This window comes from Streptomyces sp. NPDC057877 (assembly GCF_042796855.1).
GTDB lineage: Bacteria > Actinomycetota > Actinomycetes > Streptomycetales > Streptomycetaceae > Streptomyces.
Window position 1 is genome coordinate 303526 of sequence record NZ_JBHVMS010000010.1, and the last position, 24909, is coordinate 328434.

Sequence of the window (24909 nt, forward strand, 5' to 3'; positions counted from 1 at the left end):
CTTCGACGTCGGAGGGCAGGCCCGCGGTGCCGCGGGCCCCTCGGGGAGCGCCGCGGCACCGCACCGTACGGCCCCGGTCAGGTGGTGTAGTACCAGCTCATCGGCCCCGTTCCGGACGCCTCGGGGGCCGGGTCCGGGTCGGTGGATCCGGCGCAGCGCCGCCGCAGCGCGTCGAGGGCGGGCAGGGCCCGCGTGACGGTGTCGAAGGGGAGCCCGAAGTCGACCAGGCAGGCCACCTCGTCCACCCCGACGCCGCGCAGCCGCTCCACGGTCGCGGCGCACTTGTCCTCGGTGCCCAGCAGGGACCTGCGGCTGTAGTAGTCCTCGGCCATCAGCTCCGCGAGCTTGTCCTGCTCGGCGGCGTCCGTGCCGCGCGAGGTGCCGCTGACCTTGTCGTCGTTGCGCTTCTGGGTCATGAAGGACGCCAGATAGCCCTTCACCGGCTCGCGTACGAGGTCCCAGACCTGTTGTTCGTCATCGCCCACGTAGGTGTGCATGCCGACGGTGACCGTGCCCGTCGCCGGGTCGTGCCCGCCCTCCTTGCGGGCGGCGCGGTAGTGGTCGATGTCCTCCTCCAGCTTCTCCCAACTGGTCAGCAGCGACAGGACGTTGAGTCCGCGCCTGCCCGCCTCCACCCAGGTCTGCGGGTTGGAGGTGTGCACGAGCCACATCGGCAGCTCCGGCTGGCAGGGCCGCGGATAGGTCCGTACGTCCAGGGTGCGGCCGTCGGGGCCGGGGAAGGACCGGGTCTCGCCCCGCCAGAGCGCGGCGATGGTCTCGACGTTGTCGAGGGTGTGTTCGCGCCGGGTCTCGTAGTTCTCCGGGTAGAAGACGAAGTCGCCCTGGTGCCAGCCCGTGGCCAGGCACACCCCCGCCCGTCCCCCGGACAACTGGTCGACCAGGGACCACTCCTCGACCACCCGCACGGGGTGGTGGTGGGGTGCCACCACGCTGCCCGCGCGGATGCGCAGGTTCTCCGTGGCCACGGCGAGCGCCGCGGACAGCACGGCCGGGTTGGGGAAGCTGCCCCCGAACTCCTGGAAGTGCCGCTCCGGTGTCCAGATGGCGGTGAAGCCCTGCCGGTCGATGAAGCGGGCGACGTCCAGGATGAAACGGTAGCGGTCGCCGAAGTCGTTGCGGTCGTTGGCCGAGAAGAAGTAGACGCTGAAGTCCATGGGGTATCGGATTCCTCACCTGTCGCCGTCGGGGCCCGCCGGGTTGAGCGAGGCGGGGAACAGGCTGGCCGGGAAGGCACGGGGATCGAGCACGGGGGCCAGCATCCCCGCGATACGGGCCAGGTTCTCGTCGTGCGCGATCGTGTGGTGGTCGGCGTGCATCTCGTGGATCGTGATGCGCGGGCCGACGAACTGAGCGAGCCCGTTCGACTTGTCCGCGCTGGTCCGGGGCACGGCGGGCAGGTCGTTGCTGTTGCCCGGGGCCAGGAACCCCTGGGTGGCGTGGAACAGGGTGGTGGGGACCGCGCTGCGCAGCGGCTTGGGCTCGTAGGCCTGGAGCAGGTCGCCGTTGTGCAGCATCAGTTCATGGCGGACCAGGATCTGGTGCTTGATCATCTCCTGGTCGGGCCTGGCGGCGGACCGGTCGTGGATGTGGCGTGCCACCAGGTCCAGTTGGGCGTCCAGGTCCAGGTCCGCCAGCGCGGCGAGGCCGATCTGCTCCTCGACGCCCCACCGCTGGCACATCGCGTTGCCGAGCATCACCAGCGAGAAGGCCTCGGCCTCCACCTCCGTGACGGTGCCCCAGTCGACGCTGTCCCAGGCCTCGGTGCCCGGCATGATCGGGTCGATGGCGATCAGGTGGCTCACCTCCTCACCGGCCACCTGGAGTTGCCGCGCCATCTCGTAGGCGAGCACACCGCCGAAGGAACAGCCGCCGAGGAGATAGGGCTCGCCGGGGAAGCGTTCGCGCAGTTCCCCGGTGTAGTGGGCGGCCATGTCCTCCACCGAGTCGTACCGGCGGGGCGCGCCCTTCGGGGTCGCCGCGCCGATCTGCTCCAGACCTATGACGGGCTTGTGCAGGCCGAGGTGGCGGGAGAGGTAGATCGCGTAGCTCACCTCGCCGTACAGGTTGTGCGCCCAGATCGACCGGCGGCTGTCGCCGTGCCGGTTGATCGCCACCACGGGGGACACGTCGTCACGCGCGTCCGCCTGCGGGACGGCGGCGGGCGCAGTGCCGTACACCCGGGGCGCGTTGGCCTCCGAGAGCAGCAGCCAGGGCTCGGCGTCGACCTCGACCACCTCGGGCGGCGGGGCGATCCAGCGGTGGTACGCCCCCACCGCGTCCCCCGCTCCGGCGGCACGCACGACGACGGTCCGGCCGGGACGGCCCAGCGGACGCGGGGAGTACCCGGCCGCGGCGGCGGACAGGGCGGTGCGCCACGCGACGGCGCGCTCCAGCCTGCCGCGCAACGCCTCGGCACCCATCGGCGCCACGGCGGCGAGGGCTTCGGTCACCTGGTCCAGGGCCTCAGCCCGGCCGCGTCCGGCGAGTTCCCCGGTGCGGACGGGCGGCCGGTGCGCGCCCCAGACCCCGGCCAGGTGCGCGGCCGTCTCCGCCAGCGCCCGCGCCTCGCTCTCGACGGGCGGCACCTCGCCGGGTCCGGGCGTCTGGACCAGCAGCAACTCGGTGACCTCCGGGCCGCGGTCCTGCACCAGCCGGGCGGTCTCCAGCGCGACCAGCCCCGCGAGTCCGTACCCGGCGATCCGGCAGGCGCCTTCCGGCTGTTCCCGCACGATCGCGTCGGCACAGGCCCGCGCGAGCGCCCCGATGTCGGCGGGCGGGGTGTCGCCGGAGCGGAAGCCGGGCGCCTCCACGCCGGTCACCGGGCCGTCCTCCGCGAGGCCACGGCACAGGTGCATCGCCCAGGTCAGCTCGCCGGTGTCACCGAAGACGCAGTAGACGGGAACCCCCGGTCCGGTTTCGGTGAACGGCACGAGGCGGGCGGGCGCGGGTGCGGGCGGCGCCGCCGTCCGGGGGCGCGGCGGCGTCGGGGCGGGCTGCGGGCCGAGGGTGTCCGGGACCTCGTCGGGCAGGACGTAGCTCTTGTCCAGGTGGGTGACGAGGCGCTCCACGCTGGGGTGTTCGAGGATCGCGGCCATCGGGATGTGGTCGCCGTAGCGGCCCTGGATGGTCTGCATGATCCGCATGGCGCCGATGGAGTCGACGCCGTAGCTCGCGAAGTCCCGTTGGGGGTCGACGTCTTCCGTACGGATGCCGATGCCGTCGGCGACGGCGGCGCGGACGTCGTGGCGGAGGGTGGCCAGGCGGTCGGGGGTGGGTTCCTGCGCGGGCGCGGGCTTGGGCGCGGGCGCGGGCTTGGGTGCGGGTGCGGGCTTGGGCGCGGGTGCAGGTGCGGGTGCGGGTGCAGGTGCGGGTGCGGGCTCGGGTGCGGGCTCGGGTGTACGGCGGTGGAGGGGCTCCTTCCGGGGAGGTTCCGGTGCTGTGGTGGGCGTGGGAGTCGGCGTGGCGACGGCGGGCGGGAGCCAGTGGCGCTCGGGAGCGAAGGGGTAGGTCGGGAGGGAGGCCCTGGTGCGGGGGGCGGCGGTGTGGAGGGACTGCCAGGGCACCTCGGCGCCCCGTACCCAGAGCGCGGCGAGCCTGCCGACGTCGCCCGCGGCGGCCCGGCGCAGGGCGTCCGCCAGGTCGTCCGCGTCGAACCGCCCTGCCGTGTCGGTACCGGCGCCGTGCACCAGCCCCGGCGCCTGGCCGCCGTCGAGGTGGGTGCGCAGGGCGTCCGCCAGGTCGGCGAGGGAGGAGGCCGGGATCGCGAGGCGCGCGGGCAGGGGGGTGCGGCCCACCTGGAGGGTGTAGGCGACGTCGGCCGGGGACACCGTACGCAACCGGCCGTCGCGCTCCCATGCCTCCAGCCGGTCCGACAGCCGCCGGGCCGCGGCGCGCAGGCGTTCGTCGTCGCGGGCGCTGAGCACGTACAGGTGCTGGTCGGTGTCGGGCGTCGCGGGGTGGGCCGCCGGGGCCTCCTCGATGATCAGGTGGGCGTTCATGCCGCCGAAGCCGAAGGAGCTGACGCCCGCGCGCCGGGGCAGCGGTGCGCCGGACGCGCCGTCCGTGAAGGGGGTCCAAGGGCGGGCGGAGGTGACGAGGTGGAAGGGCGAGTCCGCGAGCTTGATCAACGGGTTGACGCGCTCGACGTGCAGGGTGGGCGGCAGCATCCCGTGGCGCAGCGAGAGCAGGACCTTGAACAGGCCCGCCATTCCGGCCGCGGTCTCGAGGTGGCCGACGTTGGTCTTCACGCTGCCGAGACCGCAGTACTGGCGGGGTGCGGGGGCCCGCCCCGAATCGGCGGGCGGGTCGAAGGCCGTCCGCAGCCCGGTGATCTCGATGGGGTCGCCCAGCGCCGTACCCGTGCCGTGTGCCTCCACATAGCCGATCGTCTCGGGGCCGACCCCGGCCCGTCGCTGCGCCAGGGAGATCACCTCCGCCTGCGCGGCCGGGTTCGGCGCGGTGAGCGAGGCCGCCCGGCCGCCGTGGTTGGTCGCGGAGCCCTTGATGACGCCGTGGATGTGGTCGCCGTCGGCGAGGGCCCGGTCCAGCGGCTTGAGCAGGACGGCGCCCACTCCCTCACCGCGCACATAGCCGTCGGCACGGTGGTCGAAGGACTTGCAGCGGCCGTCGGGGGCGAGCATGCCGGAGCGGCCGAACGCCTCGAACGCCGTCGGCGCCACGATCACGTTGACGCCTCCGGCGATGGCGAGTTCGCAGTCGCCGGACTGGATGGCGCGCACGGCCCGGTGCACGGCGACCAGGGCGCTGGAGCATGCGGTGTCGACGGGTTCGCTGGGGCCGCGCAGGTCGAGCAGGAAGGAGACCCGGTTGGCCAGGACGCTGTGGTCGTTGCCCGTCATCAGCTGACCGTCCACGTCCACACCGCGTTCGCGGGCCAGTTCCCCGTACTCGGAGGAGGCCACGCCGACGAAGACGCCGCAGGCGGTACCGGCGAGGACGGTGGGGTCGTAGCCCGCCTCCTCGATGGCCGACCACACGGTCTGGAGGAAGAGGCGGTGCTGCGGGTCCATGACGCGGGCCTCGCGCGGCGTGATCTGGAAGAAGTCCGCGTCGAAGCGGTCCACGCCGTCCAGGAAACCGCCGTGCAGGGGCGGGCGCCCACTGGTGCCGAAGCGGTCGGCCGGGGCCTCGGAGACCAGGTCGCGGCCCTGGATCAGGTTGGCCCAGAAGGCGTCCGGGTCGGACGAGCCCGGGAAGGCTCCGGCCATGCCGACGATGGCGATGGGGGCGGTGGACGCGTCATGGCTGATCGGGGCCGGGGTCTGGGCCTGGGCCGGGGTCTGGGCCTGGGCCGGGGTCTGGGCCTGGGCCGGGGTCTGGGCCGGAGTCTGGGCCTGGGCCGGGGCCGGGGCCGGGGCCGCCACTGGCGTCGGGGCAGGGACCGACACGGCGGGCACCGGCACCGGCACCGGCACCGGCACCGGGCTCTCGCTGACCTCCGGCGCGGCCGGGGCCCCCGCGCCGCCGCCGGTCGCCGAGACGAGGTACTCGACCAGCGCCGCCGTGTCCCGGCAGCCGTACAGAACCGGCGCCGGGAGTTCTGCGCCGGTGTCGGCGGAGAGGCGGTCGGCGAGCTGGACCATCGTCACGGAGTCGAACCCGAAGTCGCTGAGGTGGTCGGCGGGGTCGATGTCGGAGGGTGACACACCCAGCAGCGAGCAGATGGCGTCGGTGACGGTCGCCAGCATCGCGGTGAAGGCAGACGGTGTGGTGCCGCCCACGGTGTCGACGGTCGGGTCAGGGCGGGTCACGGTGGGCTCCTCGGAGGGGCTGGTACCGGTGGCTTCGGTGGGCGAGGTGCGGATCCAGTAGCGGCCGGAGGCGAAGGGGTAGTGGGGCAGGGAGACGACCCGGGCCCCGTCCTCCCCGGGGTCCCGGGAGTGGGCCGCGTCCTTGCCGTCCACCCAGTCGCGGGCGGCCCGCAGGACGGCGGCGTCCTCGGCGGGCAGGCGGTGCGGCGCCGGGGCCGCCTCGTCCTGACGGTTCGTCACCAACCGTTCGTCGGGACGCCGTTCCGCGTAGGCGTCCAGTACGGCGACGATCTCCGCGGGACCGTGCACGACGGCGCCGAGACGCGCGGGCAGGGGCTCGCGGCCGATGCGCAGGGTGTGGGTGACGTCGCGGGCGCTCAGACCGGCTCCCTGGCCTCGTAGGAAGTCTGCGAGGCGGCGGGCGTAGGTCTCCAGGGCGTCCGGGCGGCGGGCGGACAGGGTGAGGAGGTACGGGCGGGGGGAGGACGGCGCGCTCTCCGCCGGGGGCGGCTGCGGGGCCTCCTCGACGATGACGTGGGCGTTGGCGCCGCCCGCGCCGAAGGAGCTGACGGCGGCGCGGCGCGGGGTGCCGTCCGGCTGCGCGGGCCAGGGGACCGGCTCACGGGGGACGAGGAAGCCGTCGGCCGTCAGGGGTCCGTCGGTGCCGAGGGTCGGGGCCAGGGTGCGGTGCCGGAGTTGCAGGATCACCTTGGTCAGCTGGGCCATGCCCGAGGCGGCCTCGAGGTGCCCGGTGTTCGGCTTGACGGAGCCGACGCGGAGCCGGTGGCCCTGCTCGCCGACGCCGTAGGCCCGGCGCAGGGCGGCCAGTTCGAGCGGGTCGCCCACCGGTGAGCCGGTGGCCTGCGCCTCCACGTACTGCACCGTGGGCGCGGTCACGCCGGACGCGGCGAGGGCCTGGGCGATCAGGTCGGTCTGCGCCGCCTCGCTGGGCACCGCGTACGCCTCGGTCGGGCCGTCGGAGTTGACCGCCGTACCACGGACGCACGCGTGCACCCGGTCGCCGTCCCGCAGCGCGTCCGAGAGCCGCTTGAGGACGAGGGCGCCGACGCCCTCTCCGGTGACGATGCCGTCGGCCGCCGTGTCGAAGACCCGGGGCCGACCGCCCGGCGACAGCATCTTCGCCGCGGCCAGGTCGGTGTGGTGGCTGGGGTGGAGGATGACGTTCACTCCCCCGGCGACGGCGGTGGCGCACTCCCCCGCGCGCAGGCTGCGCACCGCGAGGTGGAGCGCGGTGAGCGCGGACGAACAGGCGGTGTCGACCGCCAGGCTGGGCCCGGTCAGGCCGAAGGTGTGCGAGACCCGGTTGGCGATGGACCAGCCGGAGGACAGCGCCCGCACGGTGTTGCCCCTGCCGCGCTCCTCGGCGGCGAGCAGCGCGTACTGGTGGTGCATCACCCCGACGAAGACACCGGTGCGTTCCCCCCGGCCGGTGGCCCGCTCGCGCAGCCGGGCCGGTGGCAGCGCCGCGTCCTCCAGCGCCTCCCACACCGTCTCCAGAAAGAGCCGCTCGGCCGGGTCCATGCGTTCCGCTTCTCGCGGTGAGATGCGGAAGAGGAGGGGGTCGAAGCGGTCCACGTCGTCGAGGAAACCGCCCCAGGCCGACCCGTCGCCGGTGTCGGCGGTGTCGGCGGTGTCCCAACGGTCGGGCGGGACCGGCGTGATGAGGCTGCGGGCGGCGAGCAGTCGCGTCCAGAGGGTGTCGACGTCCGGCGCGCCCGGGTAGCGGCCCGCCAGGCCCACGACGGCTATCGGCTCGTCGGCGGGAGGCGGGGGTGCGGGCGTGGGCGTGGGCGTGCGCTGACTCACTGCCTCCTCCGGCGGCGCCGGTGCGGGTGATGCCGGTTCCACCGCCTCAGGCGGCTCCCCGGAGCCGGTGAGGGCGGCCAGCTCCGTCGTCCTGGCCGAGACCAGCGCCCGGGCGATCGAGCGCACCGACTCCCCGGTGACCAGCAGTTCCTGCGGCACCCGCCCGATGTCCCGCTCCAGCCGCTCCACCGCTTCCAGCACCGTGAGCGAGTCGGTGCCGTAGGACGCCAGCGGAACCGCGGGGTCGAGTTCCTCCACGGGCATGCGCAGGAGTTCCGCGAAGAGGTTCCTCAGGTGTTCCTCGGTGCCCGCGAGGAGACCGTCCGCCGCGGCGGTGGGGGGCGGGGCCGCACTGACCGCCGCCGGGCTCTCCCGGACGGGAGCGGTGGCCACCACCGGCGCGCCCCACGCCCCCCGCTCCGCGAGGAAGAGGTGCTGCCCGGCCTGGTGGCCGGTCCAGCCCTGGACACCCACGCGCCGGGTCCGGTCGAACCCGGACTCGGTGAGGAGCGCCTCCCAGGCGGCCGGGGCCAGCAGCGGTGCGTGCGGGAGCCGGAGGTCCGCGTCCTGGGAGAGCCACCAGCCGTCCGTGAGGCCGAAGATGGGCGTCACGGCGTCCAGGACCCGCGTGGCCTCGTTGACGGCCAGCAGCCCACCGGTCGCGGTCAGTTCCGCCACGTTGCGCAGGGTCTGCCGGATGTCGCCGGTGGCGTGCAGGACGTTGGTGGCCACGACGATGTCGTAACGGTCTCCGCCGAAGCCCTGCTCGTCCAGGTCCCGGGAGATGTCCAGCACCCGGAAGTCCGTGCGGGCGCGTGCGTCGGACAGCCGCTGCCGGGCCGTTGAGACGAGCGACGGCGAGATGTCGGTGACGTCGTACGAGACCGCCGTGCCGTATTCCGCGAGCGCGTCCAGCACCGCCCGGGTCGTCGCGCCCGTGCCCGCGCCGATCTCGAGGACGCGGATCCGCCGCTCCGGGTCCGGGTCCAGGGCGTCGGCCACCGCCGCCCGTATCGCCGTGGCCGTGAGGTGGTTGAAGTAGCGGGTGCGGGGATCGTCGGCGTACAGCGCCGTCATGCGCCGGTCGGAGCCGCCCGGGAAGAGCACGTCGAGGCCGCTGCGGCGGCGGGCGAGGACGTCGGGGAGGGCGGCGGCGCAGTCGTCGAGGAGGTCGAGGGTGGGGACGAGGTGGGGGAAGCGCTCCACGAGCGCCTCCCGCAGCCCGTCCCGGCTGGCCTCCTCGACTCCCCTCTCCAGTACGGTGAGCAGGGCATCGTGGAGCCGCTCCCGATCCGGGTGCACCGCCAGCCGCTGGTCCGGGTCGGTGCCTCCCAGGGCGTCGCGGACCGCCACCCGCGCATAGGCGTCCACGGCGTCGAGGTAGTCCGGCGCGTACGGCTCGCCGAGGTCGAGCTGCGTCGCGGCGACGGCCGCCGTGGGCGCGGCCAGGACGTCACTGTCGCCGCCGTGACTCCCGAGGTCCCGGGTGACGGGGTGCAGGCGCGTCACCCGGCCCAGTTCGTCCATGTCGGCGCGCAGGGGCGCGACCTGGGTGAGTCCGGCGCCCAGCACCTGGCGGAAGGCGTGCAGGCCCTCGGCCGCGGTCAGTGGCTGGACGCCCCACCGTGCCAGCCGCTCGCGGTGCTCGGGGGTGGCGACGGCGCCCTCGTCCCCCCAGAACCCCCAGTCGAACACCGTCACCGGCCACCGCAGCCGGGTGGCGAGGTGGGCGCCGTACGCGCTGAGGAACGACGAACCGGCCGCGTAGTTCGACTGCCCGGGGTTCCCGGTGTGGGCGATGGCCGAGGAGAAGAGGGCGAAGAAGTCGAGCGGTTCGGCCGCGAGGGCGTCGGCGAGCGCGACGGTCCCCAGGGTCTTCGGGGCGAACGCGGCGTCGAAGACGTCGTCGTCCAGTTGCCCGATGGTCCGGTCCGCGAGGACGAACGCGGTGTGCACCGCGCCGTCGACTCCTCCGTACCGCTCGCGCATCAGGCGGACGGCCGCCCGGGTGGCCTCGGGGTCGGTGATGTCACCCGAGTGGTAGGCGACCTGCCCGCCGTGCGCGCGCAGCCGGGCGAGCGCGCCGTCCGGCAGTTCGTGCTCGGTACGGCGGCCCATGACGACCAGCCGGGCGTCGTGCTCGCGCAGCAGGTACTCGCTGACGACCCGGCCCAGGCCGCCGAGTCCGCCGACGACGAGGTAGCGTCCGCCGCGCCGCAGCGGCGGGCGGTCGGCGTCGGGCGCGGGCAGCCGCGCCGGTACGAGCCGTCTGACGAGGCGGGTCCCCTCGCGCAGGGCGACCTCCTGGAACGGCCGCCCCGGTGGCTCGGCGGTGAGGGCTGCGACCAGGGGCGTCCAGGCGTCGCGTGCCGCGCACTGCTCCAGGTCCGTGCGGCTCAGGTCCACGCAGACGACGTCGAGGAACGTCAGCTCGCGGGAGAGCGTACGGGCCATGCCGTGCAGGGCACCGGCGTACGGGTTGTCGACGGGGCTGTCCGGCGACGGCTGCTGGCTGTCGCTGGTGAGGACGACGAGCCGGACGCCCTGGGGCCGCAGGTCGGACAGCGCCTGCGCGAGGTGGAACAGGGCCCGGCAGCCGAGGCGGCTGGCGTGCGTCAGGTGGGCGAGGTCGGTGGTGGAGTGGCGGCGGGTGTCCACGCCGCCCGCGAAGTAGATCGTCACGGCACCGGGGTGGGCCGCCAGCAGCGCCCGGTGGTCGGAGCGGTCGCGCAGGCCGCCGAGGTCGGCCTTGGTGGCGTCGCCGCCGTGGTGGCGGACCAGGGCGTCGGCGAGCCCGTGGTCGTGCCCGGCGGTGAGCACCAGCGCCGGGCCGCGCGGGACGGCCGCCTCCCGCGGGGGCTCCAGGTGCCAGGCGGGCACGAGGTAGGGCACGTCGGGCGCGTCGGGCGCGCCGCGCGACGGCCGTACGACGGTCAGTCCCGTGAACTCGACCAGGACGCGCCCGGCGGCGTCCGTCATCAGCACGTCGCACCGCACCGTCCCGCGCGTCTCGTCGGCCGACACCAGGCGTGCGTGGGCGTAGCGGGGGGCCGTGTCCGTGTCGTGGACGCGGACGCGTTCCACGGCGGCGGGCCGCGTGGCCGGTTCGTCCCAGGCGGGGACGGCGCCGTGCACGGCGTGCAGCGCGGCGTCGGTGGTCCCGGGGTCGGCGGTGCCGCCGTGCGGCTGTCCGTCGCTCGGGGCCGCCAGTTCGGCCAGGGCCTGTCCGTCGCCGCACCACAGGCGTTCGACGCGGCGGTAGGACGGTCCGTAGGCGAGGCCCGCCGCCCGTGCGCGGTCGTAGAAGTCGTCGTGGGCGATCTCGCGGGCGCAGTGGTGGCGTACGGCCGTCAGGTCGACGTCCGGCGGGGCGGTGAACCGGGTGTCGGGGTGGGCGGTGGCCGTGGTGTGCACGACGCGGTGTTCAGCCGGGCCGGTGGTGATCTCGACGCGCGGTTCCTGGTCCTCCGTCAGGACGCGCACGACGGGCTGCTCTCCGGTGTCCATGAGCACGGGGGTGCGCCAGCGTACGTCGGTCAGTTCCGTGACCGGGCGGGCCGCCGTGCGCTCGGCCGCCGCGCGGGCCAGCTCCAGCAGGGCCACTCCGGCGAGCACGGGTCGGCCGTCGACGAGGTGGTCGGCGACCCAGGGGTGGCCGGGGCCGAGGGTGACCGGGGACGCCTCGTCCGACCGCACCGGGCCCGGCGCCGCCTCCGCGATGTCGGGCCAGTGGACCGGCCCGGCGAACGGGTAGGTCGGCAACGACACGACGCGGGGCCGCCGTTCGGTGTCCGGCCAGTCGAAGTCCTCTCCCCCGGCCCAGCGGGCGGCGAGGTCGCTCAGGCGGCCCTGGGCGAGGAGGGTGGCGGCGTCGGTCGCGCGCTGTCGGGGTGCCTCTGGTGACAGGGTGCCGGAGGCGTGCGCGGCGCCCGTGCGGAGGTACTCCGTGAGCGCCTCGCGCAGGCCCCGGTGGTCCGCGACGACGAAAGCGGCGCGGTGCTCGAAGCCCTCCCGCCCGGTGCGCAGGGTGTGGGCGATGTCCGCGAGCGGCGGCAGGGACCCTTGACGTGCGTCGAGGAAGCGGGCCAGCCGGTCGGCGGTGGCGGTGAGGCGGTCGGAGGTGCGGGCGGACAGCAGGATCAACTGTTCCGTGCCGTCGTCGGGGCGCCCGCGGTCGGGGGCCGGGTACTCCTCGACGACCGCGTGCGCGTTGGCGCCTCCCGCGCCGAAGGAGCTGAGCGCGGCGCGCCGGGGCAGGCCGGGGCGGCGCGGCCGCCAGGGTTCGGCGGTGCGCTGGAGGCGGAACGGGCTGCGCGCGAAGTCGATCTTCGAGTTCGGTGGGTCGCTGTGCAGCGTCGGGGCGAGGGTGCGGTGCCGGAGCTGCAGCACGATCTTGGTGAGGCCCGCGATACCGGCGGCGGCCTCGGCGTGCCCGATGTTGGGCTTCACGGAGCCGAGGGCGCAGAACTGGCGCTCGGCGGTGGACCGGCCGAACACCCGGGTCAGGCCCTCGATCTCGATGGGGTCGCCGAGTTCGGTGCCGGTGCCGTGGGCCTCGACGTAGCCGATGGTGGCCGGGTCGATGCCGGAGCGGCGCAGCGCCGTACTGATCACCGAGGCGTGGGAGCGCGGTGAGGGCACGGTGTAGCCGTTGGTCCGGCCGCCGTGGCTGATGGCGGTGGCGCGGATGACGGCGTCGACGCGGTCGCCGTCGGCGCGGGCGGCGGCCAGCGGCTTGAGGATCACGGCGCCCACGCCCTCGCCGGGCACGAAGCCGTTGCCGCCCTCGCCGAACGCCCGGCAGACCCCGTCCGGGGAGATCATGCGCTGTTCCGCGAGCATGGCGAACTTCGACGGGTGCAGATTGAGGTAGGCGCCGCCCGCCACGGCCATCCGGCACTCACCGCGCCGCAGGCTCTCGCAGGCCAGGTGCAGGGCGGTCAGGGAGCCGGAGCAGGCCGTGTCGACGGTGAGGCTGGGGCCGTGCACGTCGAGGAAGTAGGAGAGGCGGTTGGCGAGGGAGAACTCCATCGAGTAGGCGGAGACCGGGTTGCCCTTGCCCCACTCCTCGGCCCCGACCAGGCCGTAGGCCATGCCGGTGGTGCCGACGAACACGCCCACCCCGTGCCCCTCGTCGGTGCGGGTGGCGCGGTGCAGCCGGTCCCGGGTGTACCCGGCGTCCTCCAGCGCCGACCAGGCGACCTCCAGGAAGAGGCGCTCCGCCGGGTCCATGCGGCGCGCCTCGCGGGGGGCGACGGAGAAGAAGAGGGAGTCGAAGCGGGCCACGTCGTCGAGGAAGCCGCCCCAGCGTCCGTAGCTGGTGCCGCGCCCGCGGGACCCGTCGTGGTCGAACCACCGCTCCTTGTCCCACCGGGACTCCGGTATCTCGCCGATGGCGTCGCGTCCCCGCACCAGCAACCGCCACAGCTCGTCCACGTCGTGGGCGCCGGGGTAGCGGCCCGCGAGGCCCACGACCGCGATGGCGTCGTCCGGGACCGTGGCGTCGTCCGGCGCGGGCAGGGGTACGGCGGTCCGTGCCTTCGCCGGTGCGTCGGTCACCGTGCCGTTGCGGTGCTCACCGGGGTCGGGGAGGAGCGCGCCGAGGGCCGGGCCGTGATGGGCCGTCAGATAGCCGGTCAGGTCGTCGATCGTGCGGTGCTCGAACAGCAGGGTCGCGGGCATGGGGCCGAGCCGGTCCTCCAGGGCGACCGTCACCCGCTTGACCATCACGGAGTCGATGCCGAGCGCGGAGAACTCCTGGTCGGGCCGGATCCGGTCGGGGCGCAGCCGGGTGAGCCTGCCGAAGACGTCCAGCAGGAAGGCCCGCGCCGCCTCCGTCCCCGTGGGGGCCGCGTCCGACGGGTGATCGTCGGAGGCGTCCGCGCCGGTCAGGCGCTCCCGCACGAACCGCTCGATGCGCGCCCGGTGCCCGTGGACGACGACCACCTCCGGCGCCCGCGACCGCAGCGCGCCCCGCAGCACCCGCAGACCGGTCTCCGGGGGCATCTCGACCATGCCCTGGAGCTGTTCGACCGCCTCCCGGTCGGTGTCGCTGAGGGTCATGCCGCCGTCCGCCCACAGCGGCCAGCCGATCGACACGGTCGTGCCGCGCCGTCGGCCGTCCTCGACGAGGGCGGCGCGGTGCGCGGCGAAGCCGCCCAGGGCGCGGCTGGCGGCGGCGTAGTCGGCCTGGCCGGGGTGCCCGGCGTATCCGGCGAGGGAGGAGAACAGCACGAAGTGGTCAAGCGGTTCGTCCCGGGTGGCCTCGTCCAGGGTGCGCGCGCCGCGGAGTTTGGGGGCCAGCACGCGCGCGTGGCTGCCGGGTGCCTTGTTGACGATGTACGCGTCCTCGTTGACCCCGGCCAGGTGCAGTACGCCGGTGACGGGGCCGTACGCCGTGTGCGCCTCCTCGACGGCGCGCCGCACGTCCTCCGGTCGGGTGACGTCGCCGCGCACATACCGGACGCGTCCGCCCGTGCCCCGCAGCAGGGAGTCCACGCGGGCTCCGGGGCTGGAGCGGCCCAGCAGGACCACGCGGGCGTCGGCCTCGGCCAGTTGTCGGGCGAGGCTCACGGCGATGCCCCCGCCGCCGCCCGACAGGAGTTGGACGCCTCCGGTCACCGTGGCGCCGTCGGCGTCGGGGAGCCGGGCGGGCGTCATGGAACGCAGCCAACGGCCCTGGGCGTCGTGGCGGACCTCGTGCAACGGGGCGGCGGGTTCTTCCAGTTCGCGCAGGGCGCGGCCGAGCGGGTCGGGGCAGTCTCCGGCCGCCACGGCGACCAGGCGCAGCCTGCCGTCCTCGCGGGCGGCGATCGAGCAGAAGCCGCCGAGGGCGTCCGCCGTCCGCGCGCTGTCCTCCCCCACGGCGACACAGGCGAGGGCGAGGCGGTCGCCGACCCGGCCGCGGATCAGGGTGCGCAGGGCGGGATAGACCAGGTCGAGGCAGGTCTCGGGGCCGTCGGCCGTGACCAGGAGGATGCGTCGGGGGGTGGCGTCCCGTGCGGCGAGCCCGGCCCACAGCCGTTCCCAGGCGGGGTCGTCGGTGAGGGCGGCCTCGTCGGCCCGCACCACCGTGGCGTCGTCCGGTGCGAGCAGACCGGGGCGGCGCGCGGCCGAGGGATCGAGCACGACGAGCGGGCGGTCCCCGGCGGCGGGGCGGTCCGCGGTGGGCTCGGCGCGCTGCCAGCCGGAGGTGTAGGCCACCACCTGGTGGGCGGTCGGTTCTGTGCGGGGCGCCTCGGTCATCGCGGCGACCGCCTCGGCCACGGACATCTGTCCGGACCTGACGCGTTCGAGTATGTCCCGCCGGTTCTTCCTGGAGATCACCGTGCACCTTCCATGAGGCGTTCCGCTTCGTCCACCGACAGACGGCCGTCGTTGAGTGCCTGGAGCAGGTCGGGAAGGCCGGTCCCCTCGGTCCGGGGTGGTTCGAGGGGTTCCGCCCAGTGGCGCTGCGCTTCGAAGGGGTAGCCGGGCAGCGGGATCCGCCGCCCCGGGCGGACCGGGAGGGCGCCCGCGCCCGTCACCCACCCACGGGCCGCCTCGTACGGATCGGAGTGCGGTTCGGCGCCGCCGCCTCGCTCCGCCACCGGATCGGCGGTGCCGGTGACGGTCTGTGGGCCGGGGTCGCCGTCCAGCAGTCGGCGTACCGCCGCCGCGAGTTGTTCCGTCGTCTCGACGACGAACGCCGCGCGGTGCGCCATCGGGTCGCGTCCGGTGCCGAGCGTGTACGCGATGTCCGTGAGGGCGAAGGGCCCGGGCCGCTCGGCCGGGTCCCGGGTGAGGACGTCGTGCAGGTCCGTGAGGCGGGTCCGCAGCTGGTCGGGCGTACGGGCGGACAGCGGGACGACGAGCGGGCCCCGGTCGCGGGCCACGGTCTCGGCGCGCTGGTCGGGGTACTCCTCCAGCAGCACATGGGCGTTGGTCCCGCCGAGGCCGAAGGAGCTGACCCCGGCCCGGCGCGGCGCGCCGTCGGCCCCCGGCGTCCAGGGGGTCAGCCGGTCGACCACCTGGAACGGGCTGCCCTCCAGGTCCAGGAGCGGGTTGGGCTCGGTGAAGTGCAGGGTGGGCGGCAGCATGCCGTGCCGCATCGCCAGCACCGTCTTGACGACGCCCGTCAGTCCGGCGGCGGCCTCCGTGTGGCCGACGTTGGACTTGACCGTGCCGAGCAGGCACCAGGGCTCGACCTCCGCCGCGTCCGACCGGCCGTCGAGGGCGGCGAACGCCTTGCGCAGCCCGCGGACCTCGATGGGGTCGCCGACCTCGGTCCCGGTGCCGTGGGCCTCGATGTAGGACACCGAGCGCGGGTCCACGCCCGCCTCTCGGTACACCGAGCCGATCAGGTCGGCCTGGGCGGTCGGGTTGGGCATCATCAGGGAGTTGACGTGCCCGCCGCCGCCGTGCGAGACGCCGCTGCCGCGGACCAGCGCGTAGACGGTGTCGCCGTCGGCGAGCGCCCGGGACAGCGGCTTGACCAGGACCGCGACACAGCCCTCACCGCGGACCATGCCGTTGGCCCGCCGGTCGAAGGCGGCGCAGCGGCCGTCCGGCGACATGATGCCGAGCTGTCCGAGCGCCACGAACAGGTCGGCGGTGAGGAACAGGTGCACGCCGCCGACGATCGCCGCGTCGCACTCGCCGGAGCGCACCGAGCGCACCGCCCGGTGCAGTGCGGTGAGCGAGCTGGAGCACGCGGTGTCGACGGCCTCGCTCGGGCCGCGCAGGTCCAGCTGGTGGGAGACCCGGTTGGCGATGAGGCAGTGCCCGTTGCCGCTGACGACATGGCCCTCGCGGTGGCGGCCCGCGCGGTGCAACTGCCAGTCGTAGTCCCGGGAGGTGGCGCCGACGAAGACGCCCGTACGACTGCCGCGCAGGTCGGCGAGCCGGTGGCCCGCGTCCTCCACGGCCCGCCACGCCGTCTCCAGCATCAGCCGCTGCTGTGGGTCCATCAGCTCGGCCTCCATCGGCGTCATGCCGAAGAAGTCGGCGTCGAAGCGGTCGACGCCGTCGATGAAGGAGCCCCAACGGCTGTTGACGGTGCCCGGGGTGCGGTGCGGGTCGCCGAAGACCTCCCGCCAGTCGAACCGGTCGGCGGGGATCTCGTCGACCAGGTGCACTCCGTCGCGCAGGTGCCGCCACCAGGTCGTCAGATCGGGTGAGCGCGCGAAGCGTCCGGCCATGCCGACGATCGCGACCGGGTCGCCGTCCACCGAAGGCGGGGGCGTGGGCGCGGTGGTGGGCGTCGGCTGTGCGGCCGGGCGGGGCTTCCGTGACGGCGTGGGCGCGTGTTCGGCCAGGTGCGCGGCGAGGGCGTCGATCGACGGGTGCTCGTAGAGCAGCACCTTCGGCAGCTTGCCGAACTCCGGTTCCAGGCTGCGTACCAGTTGGATGGCGCTGAGCGAGTCCATGCCGTACCGGTCGAAGGAGGTCGCCGTGTCCACCTCGTGGGGCTGGCGTCCGAAGAACCGCGCGAAGACCGGGCGGAGGCGGTCGCGGATCTCGTCGACGCCTGCCGGGGCGGCGGCCACCTCCACGGCCACCTCCGCGGCCACCTCCGCGGGGGCTTCCACGGGGCCTTCCACGGGGGCTTCCCGGACCTCGACAGGGGCTTGTGCACCAGGCGCCTGGACCGTCGCCGTCGCCGGTACGCGGCTGTACAGCACCGCGTTGTCGAACTCGGTCTCCGGCAGATCCGGCGCCCCCAGCGCCCAGGTGGCCTCGAAGCCCTGCTCGGCCAGCGCCGCCCGCCAGCGCGGTACGTCGAAGAACGGGGAGTGCGGCAGCCGCGCCGGGGCGTCCACCGCGGACCAGTAACCGGGCAGGGGGCCGATCATGGCGGTCATGCAGTCGTGGTTGCGTACCAGTTCCTCCAGCACGAGCACGCCGGACGGGGCGAGCAGACCGCGGATGCGCCCGAGGCTCTCGCCCAGGTGGCGGGTGGCGTGCACCGAGTTGGCGGCCACGACGATGTCCGCGCAGCCGGGTGCGAAGCCCTGCTCGCCCGGGTCCCGGTCGAGGTCGAGGACGGCGGTGCCGAACTCCGCGGCGGTGTCGGCGAACCGGGCCCGGGCGGCGGGCAGGAACGCCGGCGAGACATCCGTGAACTGGTAGCGCACGGCGGCCCCGTGCTCGGCGAGGGCCTCCAGCAGTCGGCGGGTGGTGCCACCGGTGCCGCCGCCGATCTCCAGCAGCCGGACCGGCTCGCCCGGCCGCGTCGCCCGCAGTTCCCGTACCCGGGCGGCGACCAGCCGGGCCACGATCTCGTTGTGGTGGTCCGCCACGGCGTTGCCGTCGTAGATGCGCAGCAGCAGGTCGGGGTGGTCCGGGGAGAAGAACACCTCCAGGGCGTCCGCGCGGCCGGTGAGCATGTCGGGGAGCCGGGGCAGGCACACCTTCACCAGGGCCACCCAGGGGGCCAGTTCGGGGTGCTCGGCGGCCAGCGCCGACGCCTCGGCGAGGAAGTCACCGGCCGTGCTGGAGGCGTCGGTGGACCCGGCCGTCATCGCGGCGAGGGCGTCCGCGAGGCGTCCGTACTGGCCCTCGTCGGCCAGCAGCGCCCGCAGCCGGTCGGCGGTGGGGGGCGTGCCCGCGTCGGCGAGCAGGTGGCGGCACCAGCGCCGGAGCAGGTCGTTGAGCCGCTCCATGCCGTCGGCGGCCCGGCGGCCGGGGAAGCCGCTCACCGCGATGTGCCGCTGGGCCTCGCGCACCTCGGCGGGCAGGTCGTCCGGCGCGGCGGGCGTCGGCAGGTCGGTGAACCAGTAGCGCTCCCCGGCGAAGGGGTGCGCGGGCAGCGAGACGCGTGCCGTCGCCGGGTCCGGTACGGCGGTGGCGGGCAGCGTGTCGTCGCCCGCCGACCAGGCCCGCGCCGCGTCGAGCAGGTCGTGGCCGGGAGCGTCGGCGGTCACGTGGACGCGGTGCGCGGAACGCGGGTCGGCGAGGTAGGCGTCCATGGCGTCGAGGAGGCCCGCGGCGGAGTCGGCGACCAGGGCGAGCCGGTGCGGCAGTGCCTCGCGGCCGTGGTGGAGCGTGGCGGCCATCCGGTCGAGCGGGGTGTCGGGGGCGGCGGCCAGGAAGGCACGGTGTCGGCGCATCAGGTGCCGTAGCGCCTCGTCGTCGCGGGCGGAGTACGGGAACAGGCGGGGCTGGCGTGGGGTCGGAGCCGCCGTGGGCGTGGGGGCCTCCTCGATGACGGCGTGCGCGTAGGAGCCGCCGAAGCCGAAGGAGCTGACTCCGGCAAGGCGGGGCCGCCCCTGGGGGGCCTCCCACGGGACGGGTTCGGTGTTGACGTACAGGGGTGTGCCGTCGAAGTGGCAGTCGGGGTTGGGTTCCCGGTAGTCGGGCATGGCGGGGATGGTCCTGTGCCGCATCTGCAGCACCGTCTTGACGACCCCGACCAGCCCGGCCGCGCCCTCGGCGTGGCCCAGGTGGGCCTTGGCGGAGCCGATCGCGCAGAAGGCCGTACGGTCCGTGTGGCGGCGGAAGGCGGACGTGGCGCCCTCGACCTCGATGGGGTCGCCGAGCGCGGTACCGGTGCCGTGCGCCTCCAGATAGCCGATGTCGGCGGGGTCGATACCGGCGCGTGCCCAGGTGGCGTGCAGCAGTTCCGTCTGGCGGGCGGGGCTGGGCGCGGTGACCGAGCCCGCGCGGCCACCGTGGTTGACGCCGACCGCGCGCACGACGGCGTGCACGGGGTCGCCGTCGGCCAGGGCGCGGTCGAGGGGCTTGACCAGCACGGCGACGACGGCCTCCGCGGGCACGTAGCCGTCGGCGCGGGCGTCGAAGGTGTGGCAGCGGCCGGACGGCGACAGGGCGCCGAGCGCGGAACTGCGCACGTAGTGCTGCGGGTCGAGGACGAGGTTGGTACCGGCCGCGAACGCCATGTCGCACTCGCCCCGGCGCACCGCCTCCACGGCCAGGTGGAGCGCGTAGAGGGAGGAGGAGCAGGCGGTGTCGACGACGAGGGAGGGGCCCGCGAGGTCGAAGTGGTAGGCGGCCCGGTTGGCGGCCATGGTGACCGATGTCCCGGTCACGTCGTGCGCGCCCGGACTCCGCCCGGCGGCGGTCATGAGCTGGTCGTAGTCGTTGAAGCAGCGGCCCACGAAGGTGCCGGTCGCCGAGGAGCGCAGCCTGCCCGCGACACCCGCGTCCTCGGCGGTCTCGTGGAGCACCTCCAGCAGCAGCCGGGTCTGTGGGTCGAGGCCCTCGGCCTCCGCGCGGGTGAGGCCGAAGAAGGCCGCGTCGAAGCGGCTCACGTCGTCCAGGAAGCCACCGTGTCCGCAGTCGGTGGCGTCCGCCGCCGAGCCGCTCGGGTCGTGGTACAGCCGGTGGTCCCAGCGGTCGCCGGGCACCTCGGTGACGAGGTCGCGCCCGCCGAGCAGATCGGTCCAGAAGCCCGCGAGGTCGCCGGAGCCGGGCAGACGGCCCGCCATGCCGATGATCGCGACGGGCTGTTCGCGCTCGGGCGGCGGCGTCGGTCGCGGTGCCTTTGGGACGGGAGCGGGCGTCACCAGGGCGGCGCTCACGGAGTCGGCGTGCTCGTCCAGCAGATGGCCGACCAGCCGCTCCATGTCGGGGTACTTGAAGAGGGTCGTGGCGGGCAGCTCGACGCCGAGCCAGGAGCCCAGCTCTGCCGTGAGCGCGGAGAGTTCGACCGAGGACAGGCCGAGGGCCATGAAGCCGGTGTCCGGTGCGAGCGAGGTCGGCGCGTGGCCGGTGCGGCGCAGGGCCTCGGTGATGTGGTCGGTGAGGCGGGCGCGCGGCTCCTCCGCCGGTACGGGGTCGGAGGGCGCGGCGGTCTCCAGTGCGGCCGTCAGGCGGGCCTCGTCACCGTGCAGGACGACGACACGTTCCACGCCCAGGCCGAGGGCGGTGTCCAGCGCGCGGAAGGCCGTGTCCGTGCCCAGGGGAACCGAGCCCGTGCGCGCGAGGACGCGGTCCTGGAGCGCCGACTCGATGCGCATGCCGCCGTCGCGCCACAGGGGCCAGTCGACGGCGAGGGTGACGCCGTGCCGCTCACCGGCCCGTCGCCGCTCCGCACGCCAGTCCGCGAAGGCGTCCAGGGCGCGGTTGGCCGCGCTGTAGTCGGCGCCGCCCGCACTCCCGGCCGCCGCGGCGAGCGACGAGTACAGGAGCAGGTAGTCGAGCCGGTCGTCGCGGGTCACCGCGTCGAGGTTGGCGGTACCCCGCAGCTTCGGCGCGAGGACGCGTTCGGCGGACGGACGGCTCTTGTTGACGACGAGTGCGTCGTCGAGGACGCCCGCCGCGTGCACCACCCCCGTGAGCGCGCCGAACCTCCCGCGCACCTCCCGCACGGCCGCCGCCAGCGCCGTGTGGTCGGTGACGTCGGCGCTGACATAGGCGGCGCGGGCTCCGAGACGCTCCAGTTCCGCGACGGCCGCGGCGGTTCGCTCGTCGGCCGGGGAACGGCCCAGCAGGGCCACGCAGACCGATCCGGCGGCGGCGATACGGCGGGCGGTGTGCAGGCCGAGTCCACCGGCGCCGCCCGTGATCAGGTACACCCCGCCGGGCCGGGCCAGCCGCACGCCCGTGCGGTCGGACGGCGCGTCGACCGGGACGAAGACCTCGGCCGTACGCCCCCGCGCGGTGTGGCGGATCTCCGTCCCGTAGGCGTCGCCGGGCGCGCAGGCCTCGGCGAGCAGCGTCCGCGGGGTGGGCTCCACGGCCTCGTACCGCACCGTCTTCAGCAGGAGTTTCGGCTGTTCGAGCCGGACGCTGCGGGCGAGGCCGCCGACGGCGGCGTGCCCCGGGCCGGGGCCGTGGGAGGCGTACGCGTAGACCACCGGCAGGGGCTGGGCGAGTCCGACGGCGAGGGCGCGGCACAGCAGCAGCGTGGAGAGGACGCCGCCCCCGTCCATGTCGCCGGTGACGTCCCCGGCAGACAGTGCCCACAGGTGGAGCACGGCCGCGGGCGCCCGGCCCTCCGCGCGCAGGGTGTCGACGAGCCGGGCGTAGTGCTCCGCCTCGCCGGGCTCGACGACGAACTCGTCCGGCGCGGTCCTGCGGTAGGACATGCCGGGTGTGACGCGTACGACGTCGGGGTGCAGGGCGCGCAGGGCCCGGTGGCGTTGGTCGTCGGTGTCCAGCAGCAGGAGGGGGCCGTCGGGGGTGCCGGTCGGCGGGGGCAGGGGGCGGGTGCCGGGTACGTACAGCAGGGTGGTGGCGTCGTCGGTGGGAGCGGCCGGGGCTGTCGGGGTGACCGGGTCGCCGAGCCAGTAGCGGCGCCGTTCGAAGGGATAAGTCGGCAAGGAGACCCTCCTGGCGGGTACGGGCGTCCAGGCGGGCGTGCCGCCCGCGGCCCACGCACGGGCCGCCTCGGCCTCCGGTGCCGCGCCTTCCCGGCCCAGGGATTCGGTGCCCAGGTACGCCGGGCACGCGGGGCGGCGGCCCTCGGCGAAGGCGTCCAGCGCGTCGGCGAGTTCGCCGGTGTCGGCGGTGACGAGGGCGAGCCGGTGCGTCATGGCGCGGCGCCCCGTACGCAGGGTGTGGGCGACGTCGGCGAGGCTCGCCCCGGGCCGGGCGCGCAGATGTCCGGCGAGCCGCCCGGCCAGTTCGCGGAGCCGGTCGGCGGACCGGGCGGACAGGGGAACCGCCAGCGGCCCGCTGTCGGCACGGTCGTCCACGGGGTGGGCGCCGGTGAACTCCTCGATGACGACGTGCGCGTTGGCGCCCCCGGCGCCGAAGGCGCTCACGGCGGCCCGGCGCGGCAGCGGCCGTCCCTCGTCGGGGTCGACGGGGCTGGGCCAGGGCTCCGGCTGGGCGGGCAGCCGGAAGGGGGTGTCCGCCCAGCGGATGCCGGGCGCGGGCGCACCGACGTCGCCCATGGCGGGCAGGGTGCGGTGCCGCAGCGCCATCAGCACCTTGGTGAGACCGGCCATCCCGGCCGCCGCTTCCAGGTGGCCGATGACCGGTTTGACCGAGCCGATCGCGCAGTATCCGGTGTCCTGGCTGTGCCGCCCGTACACCGAGGTGAGCGCCTCGACCTCGATCTGGTCGCCGAGCGGGGTGCCGGAGGCGTGTGCCTCGACGTAGCCGATGGTGCGCGGGGAGACCCCGGCGTCGGCGAGCGCGGCGGCGACCACGCGGGTCTGGGCGTCGGGGCTGGGCACGGAGTACCCGCCGGTGCGTCCGCTGTGCTGGACGCTGGAGCCGCGCAGCACCCCGTAGACGTGGTCGCCGGAGGCCAGGGCGTCGTCGAGGGGCCGCAGCAGCAGGGCGCCGACGCCCTCACCGGGGACGTAGCCGTCGGCGTCCCGGCCGAAGGGGCGGCAGCGTCCGGTCGGGGAGAGCAGACCCAACTCGGCCAGGCGCAGGTACTTGTACGGGTGCAGGGACAGGTTGACTCCGCCGACCAGGGCGGCCCGGCACTCGCCGCGCCTGAGCGCGTCGGCGGCCAGGTGCAGGGCCACCAGGCTCGCGGAGCAGGCGGTGTCGACGGTGATGCTGGGTCCGGCGAAGTCGAAGAAGTAGGAGACCCGGTTGGACAGGGCGGACGCCCAGGAGCCCGCGATGTCGCTGGTGCCGTCGCGCAGCCGGTCCAGGCCGTGCAGCTGGTAGTCGTTCCACATGGCGCCCGCGAAGACGCCCACCGCGCGGCCGGTCTGCTCGGCGAGCCCCTCGGGGGTGTGTCCGGCGTCCTCGACGGCCTCCCACGCCGCCTGGAGCAGCAGCCGTTCATGAGGGTCCATCAGTTCGGCCTGGCGGGGACTCAGTTGGAAGAAGGGCGCGTCGAAGTCCGCGACACCCTCGCAGAAGGCGCCCCAGCGCGAGTAGGTGCGTCCGGGGGTGCCGCGCCGGGGGTCGAAGTAGGGCTCGTGGTTCCAGCGTTCGGGCGGGACGGGTCCGGTGCGTTCCCCGCCCTCGTTGAGTACGTCCCACAGCTCCTGTGGGGTCGCGGCTCCGGGGTAGCGGCCCGCGAGGCCGACGATGGCGAGGGGCTGGCCGTCGGGGCGGGCGGGCGGCGTGCTGAGCACAGCCGTGGGCACCACCTCGGCGGCCGGTTCCGGTCGCGCGTACTCGGCACTGGCCGGTTCCGGTCGCGCGTACTCGGCACTGGCCGGTTCCGGTCGCGCGTACTCGGCGCTGGCCGGTTCCGGTTGCGCGTACTCGGCGCTCAGATGGCCCGCGAGGCGCCGCACGGTGGGGTGTTCGAAGAGGAGGGTGGGATACAGCTCCGTCCCCAGCATCTCCTCCAGGTCCCCGGCGAGGCTCAGCAGGTCGACGGAGCTGAGGCCGCACTCGTAGAAGCCGAGGTCGCGGTCGACGCTGTCGGCGGCGACGCCGAGCCGCTGGGCGACAAGGGCGGTGACGCGTTCCTCGAAGGACCCGGCGGTGGGCTCCGCAGCCGGGCGGCGCGGCGGTTCGGCGGGACGGGCCGGTGTCCGGTCGGTGATCAGCGCGGCGGACCGCACCCGCTTGGCGCGGAAGCCGGTCAGCTCCGCGACCACCTCGCCGTCGGGCGCGCAGACCGCGATGTCGGCCTGGAAGAGTTCGCTGTCGAACCCTCCGGTGACCGGTCCCGGCACATGGACGAGGTTCTCGGCGCCGACCCCGGCGCGGGCGCGGAACGACTCGACGAACAGCGGGATGTAGGCGTGCCGGGGCGCGCCGAGGTCCTGTTCCGGGAACAGGAGCATCGGTATCAGCGTGGCGAAGTCGAGCACGGCCGGGTGGGCGTGGAAGTGGCCGAGGTGTCCCGTCGCCTCGTCGGCCAGCCGCATCCGGGCCAGCGCGTGTCCGGGGCCGACACGGACGGTGCCGGACGCCCGCATGAACCCGGTGTGGTGGATGTCGAGGGCGCGGACGAAGCCGTAGAGGTCGTCGACGCCGACCGTGCGCGGGGCCTCGCCGTCCAGCCGGTCCGGGTCGATCCGTGGCCATGACCGGTCGTCGGCCTGGTGGAGTTCCGCCGTGCAGTTGGTCTCCCAGGGCGCGTCCGGGGTGCCGTCGGGGCGGCTGCGCACGGTGACGGACAGGGGCGCGCCCGGTTCCGCGTCGCCGAAGACGACCTCGACGGCGTGCCGCCCGTCCGCCCCGGCGATGGGCGCGTGGAAGACGATGCGGCGCAGTTCGAGGAGGGCGGGGTCGATCCCGGCGCGCCGGGCCGTGCGCAGTACGAGGTCGAGCAGGAAGACCCCGGGCAGGACGGGCACTTGGTGGACCAGGTGGTCCCGGACGGCCGGGTCCTCGGCGCTGACTCCCGTCGTGGCGCGACGGCCCGCGAGCGGGCGCAGCAGGTCGTGCGGGGGCTGGACGGATCGGTTCTGCGGCATGG

The 24909-nt window shown here is 75.1% G+C and carries 3 protein-coding genes; all 3 read right to left on the reverse strand.

Going from position 1 to position 24909, the window contains the following annotated elements; genetic code table 11:
* Positions 1 to 77 precede the first annotated feature (77 nt).
* Genes ACFVQG_RS30155 through ACFVQG_RS30165 form a run of 3 tightly spaced genes read right to left on the reverse strand, consistent with a single transcriptional unit; the run spans position 78 to position 24907 of the window.
* Complete coding sequence (locus tag ACFVQG_RS30155) at positions 78 to 1175, reverse strand: MupA/Atu3671 family FMN-dependent luciferase-like monooxygenase (RefSeq protein ID WP_383389367.1); 1098 nt, start codon at positions 1173 to 1175, stop codon at positions 78 to 80.
* 15 nt (positions 1176 to 1190) lie between these two features.
* Complete coding sequence (locus ACFVQG_RS30160) at positions 1191 to 14945, reverse strand: SDR family NAD(P)-dependent oxidoreductase (RefSeq protein ID WP_383389369.1); 13755 nt, start codon at positions 14943 to 14945, stop codon at positions 1191 to 1193.
* Positions 14942 to 24907, reverse strand: a complete 9966-nt coding sequence (locus tag ACFVQG_RS30165) for an SDR family NAD(P)-dependent oxidoreductase (RefSeq protein WP_383389371.1) — start codon at positions 24905 to 24907, stop codon at positions 14942 to 14944. The genes ACFVQG_RS30160 and ACFVQG_RS30165 overlap by 4 nt, the downstream gene beginning before the upstream one ends.
* Positions 24908 to 24909: the final 2 nt, after the last annotated feature.